Source organism: Sphingomonas faeni (assembly GCF_023195535.1).
Taxonomy (GTDB): domain Bacteria; phylum Pseudomonadota; class Alphaproteobacteria; order Sphingomonadales; family Sphingomonadaceae; genus Sphingomonas; species Sphingomonas faeni_B.
This window is the reverse complement of record NZ_JALPNF010000012.1, coordinates 1-20,109: the sequence shown is the minus strand read 5'-3', so window position 1 is coordinate 20,109 and position 20,109 is coordinate 1. Positions and strand designations below refer to the sequence as shown.

18 protein-coding genes are annotated in these 20,109 nt (G+C 62.2%); 7 read left to right on the top strand and 11 right to left on the bottom strand.

What is annotated here, in order from left to right; translation table 11 throughout:
- Positions 1 to 5: 5 nt before the first annotated feature.
- Entirely contained in the window at positions 6 to 1,355 is a 1,350-nt protein-coding gene (locus tag SPHN_RS16690) for a sugar transferase (RefSeq protein ID WP_248524892.1), read from the bottom strand.
- Positions 1,356 to 1,584: 229 nt separating this feature from the next.
- Between SPHN_RS16690 and SPHN_RS16685 the strand changes: the two genes are divergently transcribed.
- Entirely contained in the window at positions 1,585 to 2,109 is a 525-nt protein-coding gene (locus SPHN_RS16685) for a PilZ domain-containing protein (protein WP_248524890.1), read from the top strand.
- Positions 2,110 to 2,244: 135 nt separating this feature from the next.
- Here SPHN_RS16685 and SPHN_RS16680 read toward each other — a convergent pair whose 3' ends face one another.
- Positions 2,245 to 2,520: a hypothetical protein gene (locus SPHN_RS16680; protein ID WP_248524888.1), complete on the bottom strand. Its 276-nt coding sequence runs from the start codon at positions 2,518 to 2,520 to the stop codon at positions 2,245 to 2,247.
- 175 nt (positions 2,521 to 2,695) lie between these two features.
- Here SPHN_RS16680 and SPHN_RS16675 point away from each other — a divergent pair, with 175 nt between their 5' ends.
- Positions 2,696 to 4,075 (top strand): O-antigen ligase family protein, encoded by a 1,380-nt coding sequence (locus SPHN_RS16675; RefSeq protein WP_248524887.1) that lies wholly within the window; start codon positions 2,696 to 2,698, stop codon positions 4,073 to 4,075.
- Here the strand turns inward: SPHN_RS16675 and SPHN_RS16670 are convergent.
- The 7 genes from SPHN_RS16670 to SPHN_RS16640 form a co-directional block, all read right to left on the bottom strand.
- Positions 4,000 to 4,659 (bottom strand): hypothetical protein, encoded by a 660-nt coding sequence (locus SPHN_RS16670; RefSeq protein ID WP_248524886.1) that lies wholly within the window; start codon positions 4,657 to 4,659, stop codon positions 4,000 to 4,002. The two genes, SPHN_RS16675 and SPHN_RS16670, sit on opposite strands and share 76 nt — an antisense overlap.
- Complete coding sequence (locus SPHN_RS16665) at positions 4,649 to 6,766, bottom strand: GumC family protein (protein ID WP_248524885.1); 2,118 nt, start codon at positions 6,764 to 6,766, stop codon at positions 4,649 to 4,651. The genes SPHN_RS16670 and SPHN_RS16665 overlap by 11 nt, the downstream gene beginning before the upstream one ends.
- A gap of 31 nt (positions 6,767 to 6,797) precedes the next feature.
- Positions 6,798 to 8,180 (bottom strand): outer membrane beta-barrel protein, encoded by a 1,383-nt coding sequence (locus SPHN_RS16660; RefSeq protein WP_248524884.1) that lies wholly within the window; start codon positions 8,178 to 8,180, stop codon positions 6,798 to 6,800.
- Positions 8,143 to 8,580, bottom strand: a complete 438-nt coding sequence (locus SPHN_RS16655) for a hypothetical protein (RefSeq protein ID WP_248524883.1) — start codon at positions 8,578 to 8,580, stop codon at positions 8,143 to 8,145. Before SPHN_RS16655 ends, SPHN_RS16660 begins: the two co-directional genes overlap by 38 nt.
- A 40-nt stretch (positions 8,581 to 8,620) precedes the next feature.
- Positions 8,621 to 9,250, bottom strand: coding sequence for a polysaccharide biosynthesis/export family protein (locus tag SPHN_RS16650; protein ID WP_248524882.1), 630 nt, complete (start codon positions 9,248 to 9,250; stop codon positions 8,621 to 8,623).
- A 184-nt stretch (positions 9,251 to 9,434) separates the two neighbouring features.
- Entirely contained in the window at positions 9,435 to 10,667 is a 1,233-nt protein-coding gene (locus SPHN_RS16645; protein ID WP_248524881.1) for a glycosyltransferase family 2 protein, read from the bottom strand.
- Positions 10,664 to 11,806, bottom strand: a complete 1,143-nt coding sequence (locus tag SPHN_RS16640; RefSeq protein WP_248524880.1) for a glycosyltransferase — start codon at positions 11,804 to 11,806, stop codon at positions 10,664 to 10,666. The genes SPHN_RS16645 and SPHN_RS16640 overlap by 4 nt, the downstream gene beginning before the upstream one ends.
- 192 nt (positions 11,807 to 11,998) lie before the next feature.
- Here SPHN_RS16640 and SPHN_RS16635 point away from each other — a divergent pair, with 192 nt between their 5' ends.
- From SPHN_RS16635 to SPHN_RS16620, 4 genes are all read left to right on the top strand, one after another.
- The gene (locus SPHN_RS16635) at positions 11,999 to 13,372 is read left to right on the top strand and encodes an O-antigen ligase family protein (protein WP_248524878.1); all 1,374 of its coding nucleotides are present in this window, start codon (positions 11,999 to 12,001) and stop codon (positions 13,370 to 13,372) included.
- A 146-nt stretch (positions 13,373 to 13,518) separates the two neighbouring features.
- Complete coding sequence (locus tag SPHN_RS16630) at positions 13,519 to 14,832, top strand: O-antigen ligase family protein (RefSeq protein WP_248524877.1); 1,314 nt, start codon at positions 13,519 to 13,521, stop codon at positions 14,830 to 14,832.
- Between the two features lie 36 nt (positions 14,833 to 14,868).
- Positions 14,869 to 16,020 carry an acyltransferase gene (locus SPHN_RS16625; protein WP_248524876.1) on the top strand — a complete coding sequence of 384 codons (1,152 nt, stop codon included), beginning with the start codon at positions 14,869 to 14,871 and terminating at the stop codon, positions 16,018 to 16,020.
- Between the two features lie 2 nt (positions 16,021 to 16,022).
- Positions 16,023 to 16,544: a serine O-acetyltransferase gene (locus SPHN_RS16620; RefSeq protein WP_248524875.1), complete on the top strand. Its 522-nt coding sequence runs from the start codon at positions 16,023 to 16,025 to the stop codon at positions 16,542 to 16,544.
- Positions 16,545 to 16,731: 187 nt separating this feature from the next.
- Here the strand turns inward: SPHN_RS16620 and SPHN_RS16615 are convergent, their stop codons facing one another.
- Positions 16,732 to 17,772 carry a glycosyltransferase gene (locus SPHN_RS16615; RefSeq protein WP_248524874.1) on the bottom strand — a complete coding sequence of 347 codons (1,041 nt, stop codon included), beginning with the start codon at positions 17,770 to 17,772 and terminating at the stop codon, positions 16,732 to 16,734.
- 1,433 nt (positions 17,773 to 19,205) lie between these two features.
- A complete protein-coding gene (locus SPHN_RS16610; protein WP_248524873.1) occupies positions 19,206 to 19,364 on the bottom strand; it encodes a hypothetical protein in 159 nt (52 codons plus the stop codon).
- A gap of 141 nt (positions 19,365 to 19,505) precedes the next feature.
- Between SPHN_RS16610 and SPHN_RS16605 the strand changes: the two genes are divergently transcribed.
- Positions 19,506 to 19,784 carry a hypothetical protein gene (locus SPHN_RS16605; protein WP_248524872.1) on the top strand — a complete coding sequence of 93 codons (279 nt, stop codon included), beginning with the start codon at positions 19,506 to 19,508 and terminating at the stop codon, positions 19,782 to 19,784.
- Positions 19,785 to 20,109: the final 325 nt, after the last annotated feature.

Here is a 20,109-nt window from a genome sequence, read left to right as displayed (position 1 = left end):
ACGCCTCAATAGGTGTTCTTGTGGACCAGCACCTTGAACGTCGCGAAGATGATGATCAGGTCGCGCTTGAGTTGCCAGCCATTGGCATATTCCAGATCGGCCTGAAGGCGTAGCACCAGGTCGTCGCGGGTGTGCGTCGCGCCGCGAAACCCGCGAACCTGGGCGAGCCCGGTGATCCCGGGTTTCAGCGCATGCCGATGCCAATACCGCTCGTCGACTTCCCAGAACAGATCTTCGCCGGCAAGCGACCCCAGCGCATGCGGTCGCGGGCCGACAATGCTCATATGGCCCAGGAACACGTTCATCAGCTGCGGCAGTTCGTCGACGCTGGTCCGTCGGATCAATCGGCCGACCCGCGTGATCCGGTTGTCGTCGCGTTGCGTCGAGCGGGCGCCGGCGGCGTCGCTGCTCTCGACGCGCATGCTGCGGAACTTCAGGATATCGAAAAAGGCGTTGCCGCGCCCGACCCGACGCTGGCGGAACAGGATCGGCCCTGGACTGTCGAGCTTGATGACCACCGCGATCAGCAGCAAGACCGGGAACATCGCCAGCAGCGCGCCGGCCGAAACCACGATATCGAAGCCGCGCTTCAGCGCCCGATTGCGCAGCGTGAGCGGACCGGTCGATACACCCAGCGTGAAGTGCCCGTCGAGCGACCCGACCCCGATCGGCCGGAGCTCGTCGACATCCTCGACGATGATCTCGCCGCGTACGCCTGCCCCTTTCAGCATCATTGCCCACGCACGGCGCGCCTCGGGCGGGCACAGGATGACCGCGCGATCCAGACCACGCAGGACCTGGCTGAACCGATTGAGCATGACCGGATCCTTGAGGTCCGGGCGAAGTTCCAGCTGCGCCGCATCGAGGATCGCAATACTGGTCGGTCCGTGCAGCGCAACGCGATCGATGATCAGCACCTCGGCGGTGACCGATTGCTGGAGATACGGAATCAGCCGTTGCCCGACGATCTCGCGGAACACATAGATCAAACCCGCCGCCGCAACCGCGGAGCAGATCATGATGAGCCGCGACGCAGTCGGATCGACCTTGAACAGATAATACGTGAGGAACAGGAGCGCATAGGCCAGGAAAAGCGACTGCAGGCTGGCCCAGATCCCGGTCTCCGCCGACCGCAACGCGATCACCGAATAGGCCTTGGAGTTGAACGCAATCGTTACGAACAGCGGCAGCAGCAGGATCAGCACGCCGAACCAGTTGGCGGTGGTCACGCGCAGCGGGATCGCCATCACGACGCCCAGAATGATCGCAGCGATATCGAGGGCAAGCAATAACGCATACAGACGAACGCGCATCATCTGTGCGGAAGCCCTCAACAGACCCGTCTTTGCTTGCATGCCAAATCCTGGATCTTCGGCCGTCAGACTCACAAATTAACCTCCAACTGCCTGCGCAAAACTGGAAAACTCCCCAATCCCGAGGCGTTGATAGGTGGCTTTACGGTGTAGTCAACGGAGTTGTTATGCAATTCGGCAGGTCGCCAACAGCCTGGCACCTCCCTATTTCTGGCACGCTGAACACTTTGTTAACTGCGCCGATCTATGTATCGGGCGGACGGAGGATTTTATGCGTGTGATGCGTTCCCAGCCCGGGGTGATCAAGGCCGAGTACCGGAGCGAACAGCGCCTGCCGCTCGGGCGTCCCGGGACGCTGCGCCGCGATAGCCAGGACCAAGTGATCATTCGAATCGCGGATCTGACGCGCGAAGGGTGCCGCATCGAAGTCGAGGACGCGCTCCTGCCGGACGTGCTGTCACCCGACGAGCACATCGTGATCGGCATGGCCGGCATCGGCAGCATCGCGGCGCGAGTCGTTCGCCGCAGCGCTTCGGGCTATGGCTGCGTCTTTCTTCACGCTCTGTCGCCCGGCGCCGTCAGCGCAGCCTTCGAAAACAATGTCGTGGCATTGCCCGGCAGTGCCGATTCGACCGATTCGGGCTTCACCGATGCGCCCGGCGCCATGGTTCAGCCTCGATCCTCGCTCCATCGTCAGGCCGTTCATCCGGCGATATCGCCGCGCGTGACCATCGCAGTGGTCGCGGCGATCTCGGCGGCAGGCTGGGCTTTGCTGGCGTGGGGCGTGATGCGCTGACGCGGTTCGCCGACCCGGCCGCGAACCGGATCGAACGTCGATGCCTGCCTCTACCTGTCCCCCATCTGTCGGCTACGCTTCTACCCTGCCCGCCCACGGTGCGGCACGGATAGCGGCCACGCCCGTATGATCGCGTCAGTTGAGGTGATATCCAGCAAAGCTGTCACGCACGCGGCGCAGATGATGGAGCGGCGACGCGGCGCGCCGGGCAATCCGAAGCGCCTCGTACGGGGATATGGCATGACGCCCACGTTCGGCCCAGACGATCCGGTAATGCCGCGACAATTTCCACCACCGCCCTCCAGCCTCGCCGATCAGCGTGACACCACAGCGATCGCAGACCCCGACGCACAACCCTGCGTTGCGCCGACTGATCGAGGCGTGGTGACCGAAAATGCAGCGGATCGACATGCTCCCATCCTGCCGCCAATATCCCATCTTACAAGGTTAACGTCGGTCCTGGATTGGTACAGATCCGGGCGTTTCGCGACCAATCGAAATGCTTCGATATCGGCCTTTCCGCTTATACACCCAGCCAAGTGCGCATAAGCGCCGATATGTTCAAACGAACGAGAGGATGAAGTCCATGAGGCTGGCCGGCCCGGATCTACGGACCCGTATCGCTGCCTGGATCGTCCCGGTCGTGATATTCGGCGAGATGCTCGCGCTCGCCGCCGACGGCCCGTTGCTGGCGGCAACCGCTGCCGTCGCGGAGATTCTTGCGGCGATCCTCGTGCTCCTTCTCGTGCCACCCACGACGTCGTTCTGGCGCAAACTGGCCCCGGCGCTGATCCTGCTGGCGCTGGCCGGTGCCTGGCTCGCATCGGGACTGATCGGCGGCGACCCGTTCGGCCGCCGGTGGGTGACGCCGGATCTCCTCCGCGCCGGGGTGGTCCGGTATATCGGCGGCGTCGCGATTCTGGTTGCGTCGGCAACCGTGGCATGGCGACGGGACGCCGCGCGAGTCTCGCTCGACGCCTGGATCAGGCTCGTGCTGATCCTGCTCGCGGCCGGAATCGCGATGAACGAGCTCGATGCGAGCAAAGTCTGGGGTTACGACAAGGGCTTCCTCGCCGGGCGGTTCACCGCGACCATGTTGAACGCGAATGCCGCGGGCTGCCTATTCGGAATTCTCGCCGTGCTCGGACTGGGACGGTTCCTGACCCTGCTCCCCCGGCGACTCGAACGAACGCCGTTGGCGGTCACGGTCGCTGCACCCGTCGCTTTGCTGGCCGGGATCGGCGCATGTGCGATCACCGCATCGCGGACCGCATTGAGCGCCACGCTGGTCGCGCTCGTGCTCGTTGCCGCGTCCGACCGCGAATTGCGCCGCCACGCCCGAAAGAAGATGGGGTACGCCGCAGCGCTGCTGGCCGCGCTGGCGATCGGCGTCGCCGCGACGCTGTTCCTGGTCGGCGACGCGATCACCGACCGGTTCCAGACCGTCGCGGTCGACGGCCTTGAGCGCACGCGTCTCTGGGCGTTCTATGGCAAGATGGCGCTGGAGAACCCCCTGGGCGTCGGTCCCGGCGGATTGGACGATGCCACTTTGCATGCGCTCCGTTCGACCGCGGACGCGTCGCAGATCTGGTACGTCCATTCGCCACATAATCTTGTCCTCTCCCTGCTGCTGGCGGGAGGATGGCCGTATCTGCTGCTGATGCTAGCCGCCACGGCGACGCTCGCCTGGCCGGCGATCCGCTTGTCTTTGGCGCATCGTCAACCGATGACGACCGCGGTGTTGCTGTCGATCGGGGTAATTCTGGTGTGCGCAAGCGTCGACATCACGCTCGATATCCCGGCATTCGCCGCGCTTGGGGCGTTTCTGATAGCTCTGGTCTGGAGCTCGACGGTTCGTGAAACCGCGGCGGTCACCCACCGCGGCAAGCCTCAGGATGAGGTCTCGGCTAGCAGAACGTCGACCGGCGCTTCGGCGGGTGTGCCCGCCACCAGCCCCGTGGCATAACCATAGGTACGGCCCGACGCATGGGCCAGCCACACCGTCTCTGCGACGATTCGCGCATGCGTTGATGCCGGCAGATCCGACCAGAGCGTCGCGCCGTACCGAATGCGCCACGGCGCCGCGCCGCGCAGGAACGGCGCCGCCTCGTAACTGCGGGACAGCGCCGCCAGAGCGGCAGGCGACCGCGTCCCCTCTGCCAGCATTGCACGGTAGGATTCCGCCACATCGGCGTCCGCCCACCAGCGCCGCACGCCCTTTGTGCGATCGAGATCGGCCGCCGCGCTTGCCAGCAACGGGGCGCGGCGCGGCGGCAGCTCGTCGACGGCTGCAGATATGCGGGCCATGCCGCGTAACAGCGCCGCGCGGGGCGACAGCGCTGCCGATGGCCGTTCGTCGACCAGCCAGGGCTGAGCGACCTCTACTTCGGATTGCTGGGCCGACAGGATTGCCCGCATCGCAGAAACCCGGACTTCAGTCGTCAGGTTGACGAGCGCAAGTGCGAGCGACGCGGTCAATACCGCGACTGCCCCGATCTGTGCCCGCCGATCACCACCGGTCAGTGGAAAAGCCCTGCTGTCAGTCCGCATTGTAATAGTTGGCGTATTTCCGCGAATAATACAGACCGCCATAGGCTTCCGACGAGATCTCGACCATCGAGAAGACCGCACCTGCGACGTTCACGCCGTCATGAACAAGCCAGTTGAGCGCGCTGCGGACCGCGTTTTCGGGTGTTGCGCCCCACTTGACCACCAGCACTGTCCGCTCGGCGACATTGGCGGCAGACCGCGCATCGGCGACGCCCAGCAGCGGCGGCGTATCGATAATGATTCGGTCGTAGAGGTGCATCTGCGACGCGACGAGGTTCTCCAGAGCATCGCCAGCGAACAGATCCTCGGCGATGAACGAACTGCGCGCCACCGGGATGAGGTCGAGACCAGGCACGGCATCGGCGAGAAGAACGTCGGCGAGAGTAGCCTCGCCCCGCAGCAGTTCGACCAGACCGCGCTCGGGACTGATCCCGGCTGCCTCGATCAACCCGGCACGACGCAGATCGGCGTCGATCAGCAAAACGCGCTCCTTTGCCATCGCGCAGATCCGCGCCAGCGCAAGCGCACTGCTCGTCTTGCCTTCATTGGGCAGGGTCGACACGATCGCGACGCTTTTCGCCGGCCCGATCGACCGACGGAGTGTACGGAACGCCTCGGCATACGCACTCATCGGACGATCGACCAGATAGGTCGTCGGCGACAGCTTCGCAGACCGCAACTTTGGAATCGTTGCAAGGACCGGCAAGCCGAGTTCCTCGAGATCATCGATCGAATACAGACCCTTGGCCAGCACTTCCTGGGCGCCGATCACGACGGTACCGGCGGCGAGTGCGGCAATGATCGTCAGGATCACGAGCATCGGTCGATTAGGTGATGTCGGTGCGGTCGGCGGGATAGCCGATTCGATGATCTGCGCCTGCGTCAGCGAACTGCGGGCGACCCCGTTCATCGTCTGTGCCTGTTCGGCAAGGCGATTATAGGCGGCATGCGCCGCATCGGCCTGACGCTGATAGGTTTCTGCCAGCGCCGATGCCCGCGTGTCGCTGGACTGTTGACCACGCAGCTTGCCCATCTCGCTGCGCAGGCTTCCGGCCCGTGCCGCCGCCGCACTGGCTTCGCTGCGCAGCCCGCCGATGTTACGATTCGCTTCGTCCTGGATCTGCTTGTCGATCGCGGACAGCTGTTCTGTGATCTTCACACTCTCGGGGTGACGCGATCCGTATCGCGACAGAACTTCGCCCTGCCGCTGAACGATTTGCGCGCGCTGCGACCGCAGATCGGCGATGACCTTCGAATCGAGTACGGCCGACACGGCATCGATGCCACCGGACCTGATCTGGCTTCCGGCCACCGCCAAGCGGGCCTGGGCCGCTGCAGCTTCCGACTCGGCCGTCGCCAGCTGACCGGCCAGCGGGCTGATCTGCTGATCCGTCACGGTCGACGATCCGCCGCCGACGATCCCGGCCTGTGCACGATATTGCGCGAGCCGAGCATCGGCCAGCGCCGCTTGCCGGTTCAGCGCCGCCAGACGCTGATCGAGGTAACTGGTTTCGCGCGACGCGGCACCGGTCCGCTGACCGCGGCTGTACGCGATATACTCGCCCGCAAAGCCATTGGCGACTTCGGCCGCTAGCATACGGTCCGCCGCGGTGTACCCGATGTTGACGACATAGGTCATCTTGTCGCGCTCGGCCGAAATCTTCGACAGCAGCCGCGACGCGATCAGATCAATCCGCTTCTGCGTCTGCGCTTCGGTCGGCTTCCCCGGAATTTCGGGCAGGCCCTTGGTCAGTTCGGCGTTGTCGGCGAGTCCCAGCTTGCGCACGACGCCGATCGCGACGTCACGCGATTTGACGACGTTGACCTCGGTATCGAAGATGTTCTGATCCGGACGCTCACCGTCCATTCGGCCCAGCGCGGCATTGGCCGACGGGTCGATCTTGACACGAGCAACGGCTTCGTACCGCCACGGCATCATCATGACGAGCGCAATGCCGACGATGAGCACAGTCACCGCGACCGCGACGAACGTCCGCCAGCGCCGCAGGAACATGGCTTTCACCGCGCCCGACAAAGAGCGGATCACGCCGACGCCGCTCGGCGGCATCGCAGGGCCATTCAGGTCCCCCGGACGTTCCAAAACCATGAATTTCCGTCTCCGTACGTGATTGCGATAATTAGCGGTGAATCGCGACGCCGACCAGCGCACGGAATTCGGACAATCGAGGACCGTTCACGCCGACAAAATCGCTTTTGCGGTTTGCGTAGGTCAAGTCGAGGTTTCCCGTCAGCAATCGGTTGACCAGATAGCGCGCACCGCCGCTGACTTGACCGATTTTGGCCTTGCCCGGGATACCGATATACGAGTCGACCTCATACGACACGGCATAATTGAGCAACAGCGTGCGCAACAGCTCGTGATCGAGACGAAATGCGGTCGTGGTGTTAAAAAAGCCGCCGCTGGCCAGCGTCGCATCCTGAACCGTCCGGTTGACTGCCAGCGTCGCGGTGGTCAGCGGAGTCGGAAAATATTCCAGCTTGGCATCGATCGTCAGGCCCTTTGCGGTCTTATAGGCCGGGCTGTCGAAGTTGCGCGAGATATAACCGGCACCGAATGACCCGCGCATCAACGCGGTCAGATCGAATGTCACGCCTGCCAACGCACGCACTTCTTTTGAACTGCGGCTGGGAAAATCGAAGGTCAGTGGAAGGCGATAGCTCGTGTCTGTGTAGCCGAGTTGGACAAAGACACCGGCATCCGGGCTCAACCCATATTCGAACTGCCCCGCACCACGGGCGACCTTGCGATCGCGGCCGTCCTGCGACAACTGGACATTGTCGAGCGTGCGGACCGACTTAAAATCATAGTCGGTATAGTCGCCCGACAGCACCGCGCGCAGGCGCCCAAACCGAGCGTCGCCCAGCAGCTTGGCCTGCGACTGCTGATACGGCGTGACAGTCAGGACGTTGACCAGCGACGCGCCCGAGAACTGCGTCTCGTACCGGCGTGCCGTACTCATCTGGCCGCTGATCGCGACATCGCCGCTCACATCGTAGCGGCCGCGGCTCGTCACGCTCCAGCCATTCTCGTTGCGCGCGCTCTGGTCGGCGTAGCGCACAAAGTCGCCCGTGCCTTCAAGCTGCAGGCTGTGCAACGACCAGTTCGACCGCGCAAGCAGCCGCGGCTGGAACCGCACGAACGCATCGGATTTGCGATCGTCTTCAGTCTGAAGAACGTTACTCGTATACCCCAACTGGCTAGTAAACCGTGGTAAAACCGTGAAACTTCCCAACGGTATGCCGACCTGGTTCACCTCTGGTCGTGGTCGATCGAGCACGCTTTCATTGCGTCCGCGATTGTAGATCAGTGGCACAACAGCATCGATCGGATCGCTGCTGATATAGATCTGGGCCTCTGCCGCGCCCGTCCACAATGAGGACAGGCCGACGCAAGCGGCCATGTAACGTTTAATCATAAATACGCTCCCGCGCTTATCAAGAGCGGGCCGGGCCCGTCTGGCTTCAGTTTTGTGGCGAATAGGTCGCACCGGCGTTGCCACCGGTCACGATCGGACCCGCGATCAGCGTCGGATCGCCGCCGTCGGCGATTGCCGCCGTACCGCGCTGCCCACGCCGAACGGAAAGGCGAACATTAACCAGCGCGGCCCGCACCTTGTACGCATAATCGGGGTTGCCGAGCAGAAAGTTCAACGCAGCGAGCGATACGGGCGACGGTTGCTGCTGCTGATCCAGCGTAAACGCAAGCGCCGCCTCGATATCCTGCGAGGTCGCGCCTGCCGACTGCGTGCTCATGACATTACGCAATGCCGTAATCACCGACTGGACTGCGAGCGCGTCCGGTTCGGCCATACGAGCGATCGGCCGGACGGCATTGGCCGACATAGGCGTAGCTGCTGCGCCGAACGCCAGTATGGCGACGGTTAGGGAAAACTTCTTCATCGTATCACTTTCTCTCTACCCGCCCCTAAGCTCGCTTCGTTCAGAAGAAGCGTTCGCCGATTCGTACCGTGTCTCCGGGATAAACGCGCAAGTCAGCGCTCAGCTGGTAGCGGCGCTCCTCGGCCTCCCCCGCACGCTTGATGAACACTTTTCCCTTGTTTGCCCGATACGTAAAACCTTCAGCACGCGCGACCGAATTCATCACCGTCAGGCCATTTGTGTAAGGATATTCACCCGGCTTCGTGACCTCGCCCATGATATAGAACGGACGATACGTCAGCACGTCCAGGCTGACGCGCGGCTCGCGCAAATATCCATCAGCCAGCTTCGCCGTAATATCCTTGACGATCTCGCGCGGTGACCGACCACGCGCCTGTACATCGCCGATCAATGGCAACGACAAAGTCCCCGTGTCACTAACCGAAAACTCGCCTGACAGCGTTTCCTCGTTGAACACGATAATCCGCACCTTGTCGGCGACACCGAGGCGGTAGTCGTCGAGCACGACCGGCGACACCGCGTTCGATGAAGCGACCGTCCCTGCTTGAACCGAGGACGAAGGCTGAACCTTGTCAACCGGCACCGACGAAATCGGCGACGCGGTCTGCGCGGCCGCCAATGACCCTGACGCGAACAATATCGCAAATAAGATTGAGCGAATAAAATGCATTGACCACCGTTCCTTCGACTCGTCATATTTCAAGCCGAGCAAGTCTACAACTCACCTGCCGGCATTTACCGTTCCATGCAACGTTATGGGACAGTTGATGAAAATCGGCTGAATGGAGAAAAAATGCGTTGAGGCCGCGTCCGCTTCGCAGCGAACGGAAGCGCTGCTCAGGCGGCCGCGCTACTCAAGGTTTTCCATCCTCGGAATCTCGCGCTGTTCGTACCCAGCCGTCCTGCGGACGCTTGGCGATACGGATATAAAAAGGAAGCTTCGCCGCGACCTTCAGCGGAAGTGCAAGGAAATCCGCCAGCCCCAACAGATCGCGCCCGTAGAAAAACCACCCGATCGACACGGTCGCCAGAAACAGCGCCAATTGCAGCGCGGCGACAACCAAGCCCGCAGGCGACGCACCGAGCAGGGTGCCGACCAGCGCGATCACAAAAATGGCGGTCAGCGCGACGACGAACAGGCTGAGCGGCGGGATAGCGAGATCGACCCCCATCGCGATCAACCGGGGGGACCGTCGACGAACGCCAGCGGCGACGAGACGCCAGGCGAATCGCCGTGCGACGGACAGATAGCCACGCTCCCACCGCGCCCGCTGCCCCTCGGCCGCGGCACGATCGAGCGGCAACGGGCTTGTGATCCGCGCCTCTGGACAAAACCGCGCCGGGGACCCGGCGAGCGCCAGATCGACCGACATCAGCAAATCCTCGACGATTTCACCCGATCCCAGCTGCACGTGATCGAGCACCTCGCGGGGAAAAGCCATGCCGCTGCCGGTCAATATGCTAGGAATGCCAAGCCGCTGCGACCCCAACAATCTGGCTCGGTTCTTGATGCGGATTGCGAACGCACTGAAGCGCGTCGCCGGCCCCGCGGACGCCGGCGCCTCGAGCAGGTAATCGCCTTGGACCGGCTGACCACTCATGGCGGCGGCATGGGCCAGCGCAACCAGCCCCCCCGCGTTGACCACACAGTCTGCGTCGACAATGATCGTCACTGCGGTGGCGCGGGCTAGCGGATGCCGCACACCCCATTCCAGCGCGTAGCCCTTGCCGCGGCGTTCCGCATCGAACCGTTCGGTCACCACCGCGCCCTCGGCCCGCGCGATCGCTGCGGTATCGTCGGTGCAGTTGTCGGCCACGACCAACAGAGTATCGCCGGCCCGCAGTTGGGCGCGCAACGACCGTAGGGTCGCCGCGATGACCGCGCTTTCATCATGCGCCGGGACGACCACGGTAAAGGCCGGCGGCTCGCGCCCTGCCCCGCCTGCCATTAGGCGCGGATTTGGGCCCGTCGCCGATGCGTCGCCCCTGGGCCGCTTCAGCGACGCGAGCATCTGCGCGGCGAGCAGCACGCTCGCCGGAAGAGGCAGCACGGCAAGGCCAAGCATGAGACCGCCGAGCAGGTTCATGCGCTGTGGCCCTTGGTGGCGACCATGAGGTCGTAGATCTTGCGGGCTTCGATCGATGCATCGTGACGCTCGCGAATGAGCGCCCGGCCGCGCTCGCCCATCTGCGTGCACACTTCGGCCGGGGTAGCGATACAGGCCGCCATCGCCTGCGCGATGGCATCGACCGACCCTGGCGAGAAAATCCAGCCGGTTTCGTCGTTGATTACCAGATCAGCCATTGCGGCGACGTTGGACGCCAGCACCGGACGACCCAGCGCGAACGCCTCCATGACGACGATCGGCAAACCTTCGGCGAAACTCGGCATCACCATCGCGCGGGCGGCGACGATGTGCGCGCGAACCTCCGCCTCGTTCGCCCAACCGGCGATCGTGACATCCTGCGTGACCCCGAGACGCGCGATCGCCGCCTCGACCTGCCCTCGTAACTCACCGTCACCGACCAGCGTCACGTGAACCGGCGTTCCCGCAGCCCGTAACCGCGCCACCGCCTCGATCAGGATCAGATGTCCCTTTTGCTGATCGAATCGACCGACGTTCACGAAATGCGGCACCGCGGGAACGGGAGTCGGCACCTGCTCGAGAAACGCCTGCGACAGCCCGCAATGCACGACGTGAATCTTTGCCCAGTCGGCAATTTCGATCCAACGATAGAGCTGGCTCGCACAATAATCCGTGATCGCCACGACGAACGCCGCACGCGCGACTTTCAAGTTCAGTTTCAATGCGACCGGCGCGTCGAACTCGCCCGGTCCGTGCACCGTCACACTGTAGGGAATATCGGTCAGGCGCGATGCGATCATCGCGATTTCTGCGGCATTCGTCCCGAAATGCGTGTGGAGATGATCGATCGCGGACGTCCGCATCTCGCGCGCCAGCACCGCGCCCTCGAGAAACGTCACAAGGTGAAGCAGCGGGCTGCGATCGGATCGCTTCATCATTTTGAACGTCAGGCGCATCGCGGCGAACCATGCCCGCGGAGCCCGGAGGAGTTCGAAAAGCCCCGCCGCAAGCAGACCCGAAACACCGCCACGCAACAGATACCGGGTGCGCTGCTGCTCGGTCGCATCGAGCGGATCCGCCACCTCGGCATCCCAGCCCCGGATCGCCCAGCGCTGCACGGCAATACCACGATTTTCCACCGCCGCGATCTCGCGCCTAATGAAAGTATGGCTAATCTTAGGATATTGATTAGTAAAATACCCGACGTTCATGTGCAGCCCCCAAGTTCTGGCCCGCGGCCGCTGTCACGCGCTATCAACCCCTTAGGTCGCTCGCAAGTGGTGTCGGGCGAGAGCGTCCGTGGGAGTGTGCCGATACGGCAAAGGATGGATATGGATCGGCCAGCTTCGGAAACAGTCACCACTACCCCTCCTGCCGTTGCGGCGGGATTGCCGGTCTATGCATGGGTGATTCTCGTGCTGATTGCGTTGCGGCCGTCGTTGGATGTCGTCTTTGCCAGCGTCACGATGCCGGTGGGTGGGCTGAACCTGTCGATCGGCTTCCTGTTCAACCTGATGCTCGTCGGAGTCGCAGCAGTGCTGGCGATCAACGCCTTGCTGGTCAGTCGTGCGCCTGATCGTGCCGTCGTCACCATCCTGATCATCTGGGGCCCCATGCTGGCCGCGGCGGTGATCGCGGCAGTGCGCACACCGGTTCCCGCGCAGGCGCTACAGGTGCTGTTCAATTATATGGCCTATGCCGCCATCTCCCTGCTGGCGCTGACCTGGGCGCCGCATATCGGTCGGGAGCGACTGACGATGCTGATCGCCGCATCCGGCATCGTGCCGATCTGCACCGCGCTGTTCCAGGCTGCCACTGGCGGCACGGGCGCTCGCGTGATGGGCACGTTCCCGCATCCGAACATCCTCGCCTTCTTTATCCTCATCTATGTGGCGTTCCTGTTTCATGCGCAGATCAGCCTTTATATGCGCGATGCCGGGGTCCGCCTTCTCTTGTGGCTGCCGATCGCGCTGGGACTGCTGGCGCTGCTGCTGACCGGCACGCGGGCCGGCTATGCTGCAATGTTCGCCTTTCTGTTCCTGTATTCAGCGCTGCGTCGCCCGATCTACCTAGTGACGCTGATCATCCTGCCGCCCCTCGCATTGCTGGTGCCAGGCGTGCTTGATCGCATCAACGACGTCGCGAGCGGCGGCCCAGTCTTCACCTACGACTATCTCGTCAGCGTCGCCCGCGGCGACGTCATCGACGCGGGCTATATCGCGGTCGACTCGGGCACGTGGCGGCGATATCTCTGGCAAGCGGCCTGGCCTTCGGTGACGAGTCACCCGCTGCTCGGCAACGGGCTTGCCTCGTTCCCGCATTATTCGAACCAGTTCTTCCCGCTGCTGCCCGACGGCGAGAGCGAGGTCTTCGCGCACAACACCTATCTGCAACTCGTCTTCGAGGGCGGCGGCGTGCTGCTGATCGGATTCCTATGGACGTATCTCGCGTCGGCGCTGCAGAATGCGGCCAACCTACCGTTCGGGCGTGGCGAACTGATCTTCGCGGTGCTGCTGATCGTCGCCTATGCGCTGACTCTCGCGAGCGACAACGTCCTGTATTACCTGTCGATCAATCTCTCGCTGTTTTTCGTCCTGTTCTCGATCCGCGGCGTGGGCGCGGACGACTCAGCGCGTTGGAAAGAGCAAACCCGATTAGCCACCAACCGAAAGCGCAGGGCGGCGAATGGTTTACAGGACGCTTGAAACGTCGCGACGATAATGCAAGACGCGCCACAATGGAGAGGTGTATCGCCGTCGCCAGCAGGCCATGGGATGCACCGAAGGATGCCAGGGATATCAAAACCGTATCGGAGTGAGAGCTCGGTCCGCATCTGGGGAAATGTCATTCCATGATCGCAGTGCCGCAACCACGAACCCCGCCGTTCGTCACCGTCGTGCTGCCGATGCTGGTCGCACGCCCTTCGCTTGACCTGCTATTCGGCATGGGGCGGATCGAGGTCGGACCGATCAGTCTGACTCCCGGCTTTGTGTTCAATGTGGCTTTCGTCTCGCTTGCCGGGATGATGATCCTTCACGCCTTTCTGGTAGATCGGCGCTCTCAGGCTGTGTTTCGAACCTGGGCGGTCCTTTGGACCCCGTTTCTGCTCGCTGGGTTCATCGCTGCCGCGCACACGCCTGCCCTATCCGAGGCAGTGCAGGCCTTGTTCAATTATCTGACCTTCGCGTCCGTCTCGCTGTTAGCCCTGTATTATGCGCCCTATATCGGGCGCCGAACGCTGACGCTGGGCATCGCCTCGTCCGGCGTGATTCCACTCGTCACGGGCCTGATACAGTTCGCAATCGGCGATACGAATGGACGATTGACGGCGAGTTTTTCGCACCCCAACATCCTCGCATTCTATCTGATGATCTACATCGCGTTTCTCTATCACGCGCAGATCAGTGACTATGTTCGCAGCGGATGGCAGCGATCCGTGATCTGGGCGTTGTTGGTGGTTGCCGGTGTCGAACTGCTGCTGACCGGAACGCGCTCTGCCTTCGGCGCGACCGCGGTCTTCCTGGTGATCTACAGCACCTTCAGACGTCCGCTCTACTTGCTGCCCATGCTGCTCGTGCCGCCCTTGGCCATGCTTGTCCCGGGCGTGACAGAGCGTGTGATGGATGCGGCGGCGGGCGCTCCCGAGATGAGCTACGCCTATTTGGTCAGCGTCGCCCATGGCAATGTTGACGGATCTCAATTCGTCGAAGTAGATTCTGGAACCTGGCGACGCTATATGTGGCAGGCTGCGTGGCCTTGGATCGAGAACAAGATGGCGTTCGGCTATGGCTTGGCGTCCTTCAAACCATTGTCCCGAGAGTTTTTCGAACTGTCCAGTGCCTCGGGCAGCGGCGCCCACAACGTGTATGTCCAGACGATATTCGAGGGCGGAATCTTACTGCTTTTCTCGTTTCTATATCTCTTGATCGCCCTAATCGTCATTCCTTTCTTCAGGTTGACGTATCCCGGCGAGCGCCTTTTCATCGGGTTGATCGTGATCTGCTATGCAGCAGTATCCGCGAGCGACAACATGCTCGGGTATCTCGTCGTCAACATGACGCTGATGTTCGTCGTCTGCGCACTTATGGGATCGTTCCAGCAAAATTCTCGGCGGATTTCAGTAGAGCACAGACGCCCCCAATTGCTCATGGGCGATATCCGGTAGTCAGTTATCAAGTCTTTGGGTATTAAAGAAATTAGCATGACGCACCTCCTTGACCAGATGCACGCCGAGTCTGCGCCTGCTATCCACGACGCCCAGCAAGCAACGAGGGTCGCGGACTGGTCGAGCAACACCCGCCAAGCCATCAAGGCGGTTCGTGGACTAATGGTTCTGCTCGTGATCGCCGCGCATTGGGGCCCGTTCTTCATCGATCATAGCGGGTCAATCGCAGGGCTGCTCAACCAGCTTACCAATCCGGTATTCCGGTTGGGAACGCCCGGTTTTGCTTTGATATTCGGCTTGCGGATCGGTTTCAACCTCACCTCGCGCGAAGCCAAGAGCAAGGGCTATATCGCATCGCAGATGAAGCGGTCAGTGCGACTTCTGGGTCAAGGCATCATCGCATTTGCGATCGTTCAGTATTTCGCTCTATCTGCGGAAGGAGTACCCGCCGGAGACTGGCCGCAGCGGGCGTTCTACACCGTGCTGTCCTTCTATTTCATCGCCGCTCTCGTCGGACCCGAAATATTCCCCGCGTTGATGCGCAGCAAGAATGCGATCGGTGCGTCGCTGATATTCGCGGCGCTCTCGCTGTTGACATCGACCCTGTTGCGCTTTGCGTGGCATTCGCCGACGACCGGCTGGCTTCATCTGGTACAATCGCTGACGTTGGATAAATACGGCTTCTTCGAAATGATGTCGTATGTTCTGGTCGGGTTCGCGACAGGCATCTGGCTCGAGAAGAGCGCAAAACTCTACGACTCGTTGCGTATGATGCGATTTGCCGGTGCCGGCCTGTTCATCGCGGGCATCACGATGAGCATGTCTACGGGGATAGCCGCGCGGTGGTTTACCAACCGCGCTGACGATCCCGCCCATCCCATGCTCGTCACCTATGTCGGCGTGTTCTTCTTGCTGATCACGCTTGCCGCCCGCGCCAACGAGACGCTCGGCGAAGCATCGATCATGCGTAAAGCCTACAAGATGCTATGTGTTTTCGGCACGTTGTCGCTGAGTGCCTATGTGGGCCACACGTTAGTCATCCCGCTTGGCAATATCCTGGCACAGACCGGGCTATCCCACCTTCTGGCCGTGTCGATCATGGCAGCCGGGTTCGTAATCCTGTTCGCCGCGCGAACGTATCGGCGGTACCGGGCGATCTTCATTGACCCCATCTCGCCGCAGGAATGACGATGCCCGGACCGTTCGCACTGATCCGCGAAGATCGACGAAACCACCGCGAGGGTTGGCTTGCACAGGGTTTCTGGGCGCTAGCCGTGTATCGGTTGTCGGCACCCCGCCTCGCACGACCGCACGGCATCGTCCGCACGCTGTGGGGCGTATGGGCCAAGCTTGCGGGCAAGTGGGTCGAGGTGCGATGCGGGATTTCGCTGCCCGAGACCGCGCGGATCGGCCGGCGACTTCGGATCGAGCATTTCGGTGGGATCGTCGTGCACGGCTCGAGCGTGATCGGCGACGACTGTCTGCTTCGACAAAATGTGACGCTCGGCAATCGCAGCGAACGCCGTCCGCTCGACGCGCCGACGCTGGGTAACCGCGTGCAGGTCGGCGCCGGTGCCATTCTTCTTGGCGCAATCACGATCGGCGATGATGCCGTCATTGGCGCCAATGCGGTGGTACTGAGCGACGTGCCGGCCGGCGCACGCGCGGTCGGCAACCCCGCAACCATCCGCATTCCCCAGTATCACGCCTAGCCTCGCGCCCATAGCGGCGGGCGGCCAGCGTAGCGGTGTGAATACGGGATCGATATCCAAGACCCGCTATCACATTGCGACAGCCTTCAAATGTATGGCGACGAGCAGCAGGCGAACCCTCGCAGCGTCTCGAGATAATCGATCCACGCTGTCCCGCGCCGGTCGCCGCTGGCGAATGTCACAGCGGTCATCGACGCCGCACCGTCTTGGCGACGAACGATCGGATCGTCGCAAGCTCGTCGCTGTCGGGGCGGTGCGACAGACAGAATCGAGCGAACCGGACGAGCATCGCTGGAAGACTGCGTGTCCCGAGCACTTGCCGGAATGCCAGTTCGCGGCGGACCCCCGGCGTGTCGCCAAAAGCCGCCAGGATCGCCCGGCGCAGCGGTAGCCACTGTCCGCGGAAGCCGCCTGCCGGAGTGGGTTCGAGGCGTGCGCCGTGGTTGCAAAATGGTGCCGGATCTCGATACTCGACGCCGCGGCTCGCCGCGACCAGCGCCATCAGGTGCCGCGAGATTTCCAGTGAAAGCTCCATCTGTCGCTGGAAGTTGACCGAACTCGTATTACCGCCATGCCAGCGATACAGCACGAGCTGGTCGGGCACCGTCGCGCACCGCCCCTCGATCGCGAGTTGACCGAACATCAGATAATCCTCGACGAGCGTCGCCACTGTCATCGGCGGCGGCCCGTCGGACGGTTGCAAAAACGTCTTCCCGTAACGCCCCTGCGCCGCATCGAGCGCAGCCCGGCGCAGCATCACCGTCGGTTGAGCGATCGGATTGCTGAAAATCGCGGCGACCGCCAGACGGTCGGGATCGCCCGGCAGGGTCCGGGTCCCTAACGGCTTGAGAGCCGCATCCACCGTGACATAATTGCTGCCAACCAGTGCCAGTTGCGGCTGTCGTTCCATTTCGGCGACCAGCACGGCAATCCGTTCGGGCACCGATAGGTCGTCGGCGTCATGAAGCATGATGAACGGCGCATCGCTGCGGTCGAACCCTGCGTTGCGGACATCCGACAATGACAGCGAGGCGTCGCAATCATGGCGCTCGACGCGCCGATCCTCGAGGTGAAGGCGATCAATGATATCGCCGGTTCCGTCGGTCGATGCGTGGTTGAGCACGATCAGTCGCCAATCGCGATCGGTCTGCGCAATGACCGATCGGATGGCATCCTCGACAAATGCTTCCCCGTTTCGCACGGGCATCACCACGTCGACGCGCGCCATTGCTTACTCCCCAAAAACCGGGACGGCGCCCGCATGTTCGGACGGCTTTATGATCGTATATCAGCGATGTAAATCCAAGCCCGGTACGCGGTTGCGTCCCGATGCGACCCAAACGGCCAGACCCTCTCCCTGCCGAAGCCGTCGTTGCAGGCACGACGCCGTCGCAGGGCGCCGCGCCCACCGCTACCACCCTGACGTTAGCGAACGCGGTCATGGTCCCCACGCGCGTCACGCCGCGCGCGACGCGGATCATGGGGATCGCCTGCGCACTGCCGCCGCCGTTACCACTTATGCCGGCACCCAAGCGCGACCCGCCTATTGCGCTGCCTTGTCCGCCGCCGTCCGCCTCCACCGTCGTCCTTTACGCCGCCCTTGCCACCGCCGGATTCCGCTGAAAGCGTCAGGCCTTGCACGGGAATCGCGAGGTAAACGGGAATCGGAACTTCGGCCAACGAGGAAGCGAATTAGGGCGTCACCGGCTGACGCCTCCCGAGCACAGTTCACGCGTCCTTCTTGTTGATCGTCAACGACGTCGGCGGACCGGCGACCGATTTCCCCGTGTTACTTCCTCCTATGCATTTCGGCCCCATGGGCGCGCCGGTCTCGACATGGCTAGGAATGGCGACAGCGCCGAAGGATTACGACAAAGGGTGCGGTATCCGACGGCGGCTGCCGGTGGGAGATCGGCGGTGGAAAGGATCAGTCTTGATGGTAGGTCCCACTGGTGTGCCCACGGCAGTTTCACGGCATTGCGGGGCATCGATCAGGGCTTCATCCGGTCTATACAGCCCTCGAACGCGTGGTCCGGAAGGCGTCATCGTGCATTTTCACCCTATGGCCATCAGCCTTTTGATGTGAGAAGACATTCGGCGAAGGCAGGCCACTCCCCTGCCGGTAGGTACCGGAGTGCGACCTACATCTTCGTGCCGGACCGGCGGGGCGCGGCCGCACAAACCATCGAACAGCATGCACAGCAATTGGGCGAGGCGGCGCGAACGTTTGTCGTCCGAGTTCTCGACTTCAGGGAGTCGGACGAACGCTATCGGAATTATTATCGGATTAACCCGAACCGGCCGTTCTGCTGACGCTGCATCGATCCCAAGCTCGATTATATTCGACGCTATTTTGACGGGATCGCTCTCCCGGACGCGGCCGTGATCGAACCGTAGGCCGCATCGCGCAACTGCTTGCCCTAGCGTTCGCCGTGCGGTCAGAATGGGGCCACACGTGGGATCATACGTTCAATCTGACGCTCGCAGAACGCGTATAACGTGCGCATCCGACGTGTATGCATCATGCCCTTTCCTTGTTGGGTAGATGATCATCGATCGAGCACATCGAAAACCGTGCTCTGTCCGCGCAGATCAAGGTTTTCTGCTCGTCGGCGTTGGTTCCGTTAATCTTGCCGACCAGCGCCGATAACTAAGCACTGGTTACGCTGATGGTGCTTCCGCGAACGCATCGCTGTTGAGCGTATGGACGATCTCGCTTTTCACCAAGACTGCCAGCGGCATAGCGCGTCGTCGAGACCGTCGGCCGATCACCGCAGCAAGCGCGATGGTGGTTGTCGGCGCAATGAAGAAGAATGTCACGCCGATCCTTGCAGCGTTTGTGGCACGGACAGGCTCCGGACGTCGGCGCCGTTGGTCCGGTGCACGCGCGACTGCGATGTCCGCCCGTCACAGAAAATCCCAAAAACACATTAGTCCGCGTGGGTAGGCCACTGGCGCTGCTTGAAGACGATTAGCGACATAACTATCGCGCTGACGGTGGTCGCGGCCTTAATGGTTATTCTGCCCATCCCTCTTATCCGATCGTTCGGGAAGAAGATCGGACCGTTGCACGATACGCCGCGTGCCGAGATTGTCCGAGACGAGGCCGCAGAAATCCTGTCGAAGCTGATTGAGATCTTAACGATCTTATCCGGCACTGACGACGAACCCGGCGGCGGAGGTAGTCGCGAAGGTATCGGACCTGCTGGCCCGGGCCAGACACGACGACGCCGCCCGTGAGGGCGGCGATTGTCGTTGTGGGTTGGTTGCGGGGACATGCAGCCATCTTGGCTTGTTGACTTCGTCAAAGTGGTCGACCCAACAAGCGCGATAGCTTCGAGCAACTGTGATGCGCATCGGATTTTGCAGTTTTGCAAATGAAAGGTGTTTCTAGTCAAGATTAACGACGTTTTCGAAGTGCGAGGCAAGCTGATCGGCCGTGACGTGACCCCCGCCTTTCATCCAGCTGCGACCAGAGACCGACCGTTGTTGTCGCGCAGGAGCGCGGGTGAAGCAACGGTCAGGTTTAAACCCGACCGTTGCTTTTCGAGTTCTGCGGCGAAGG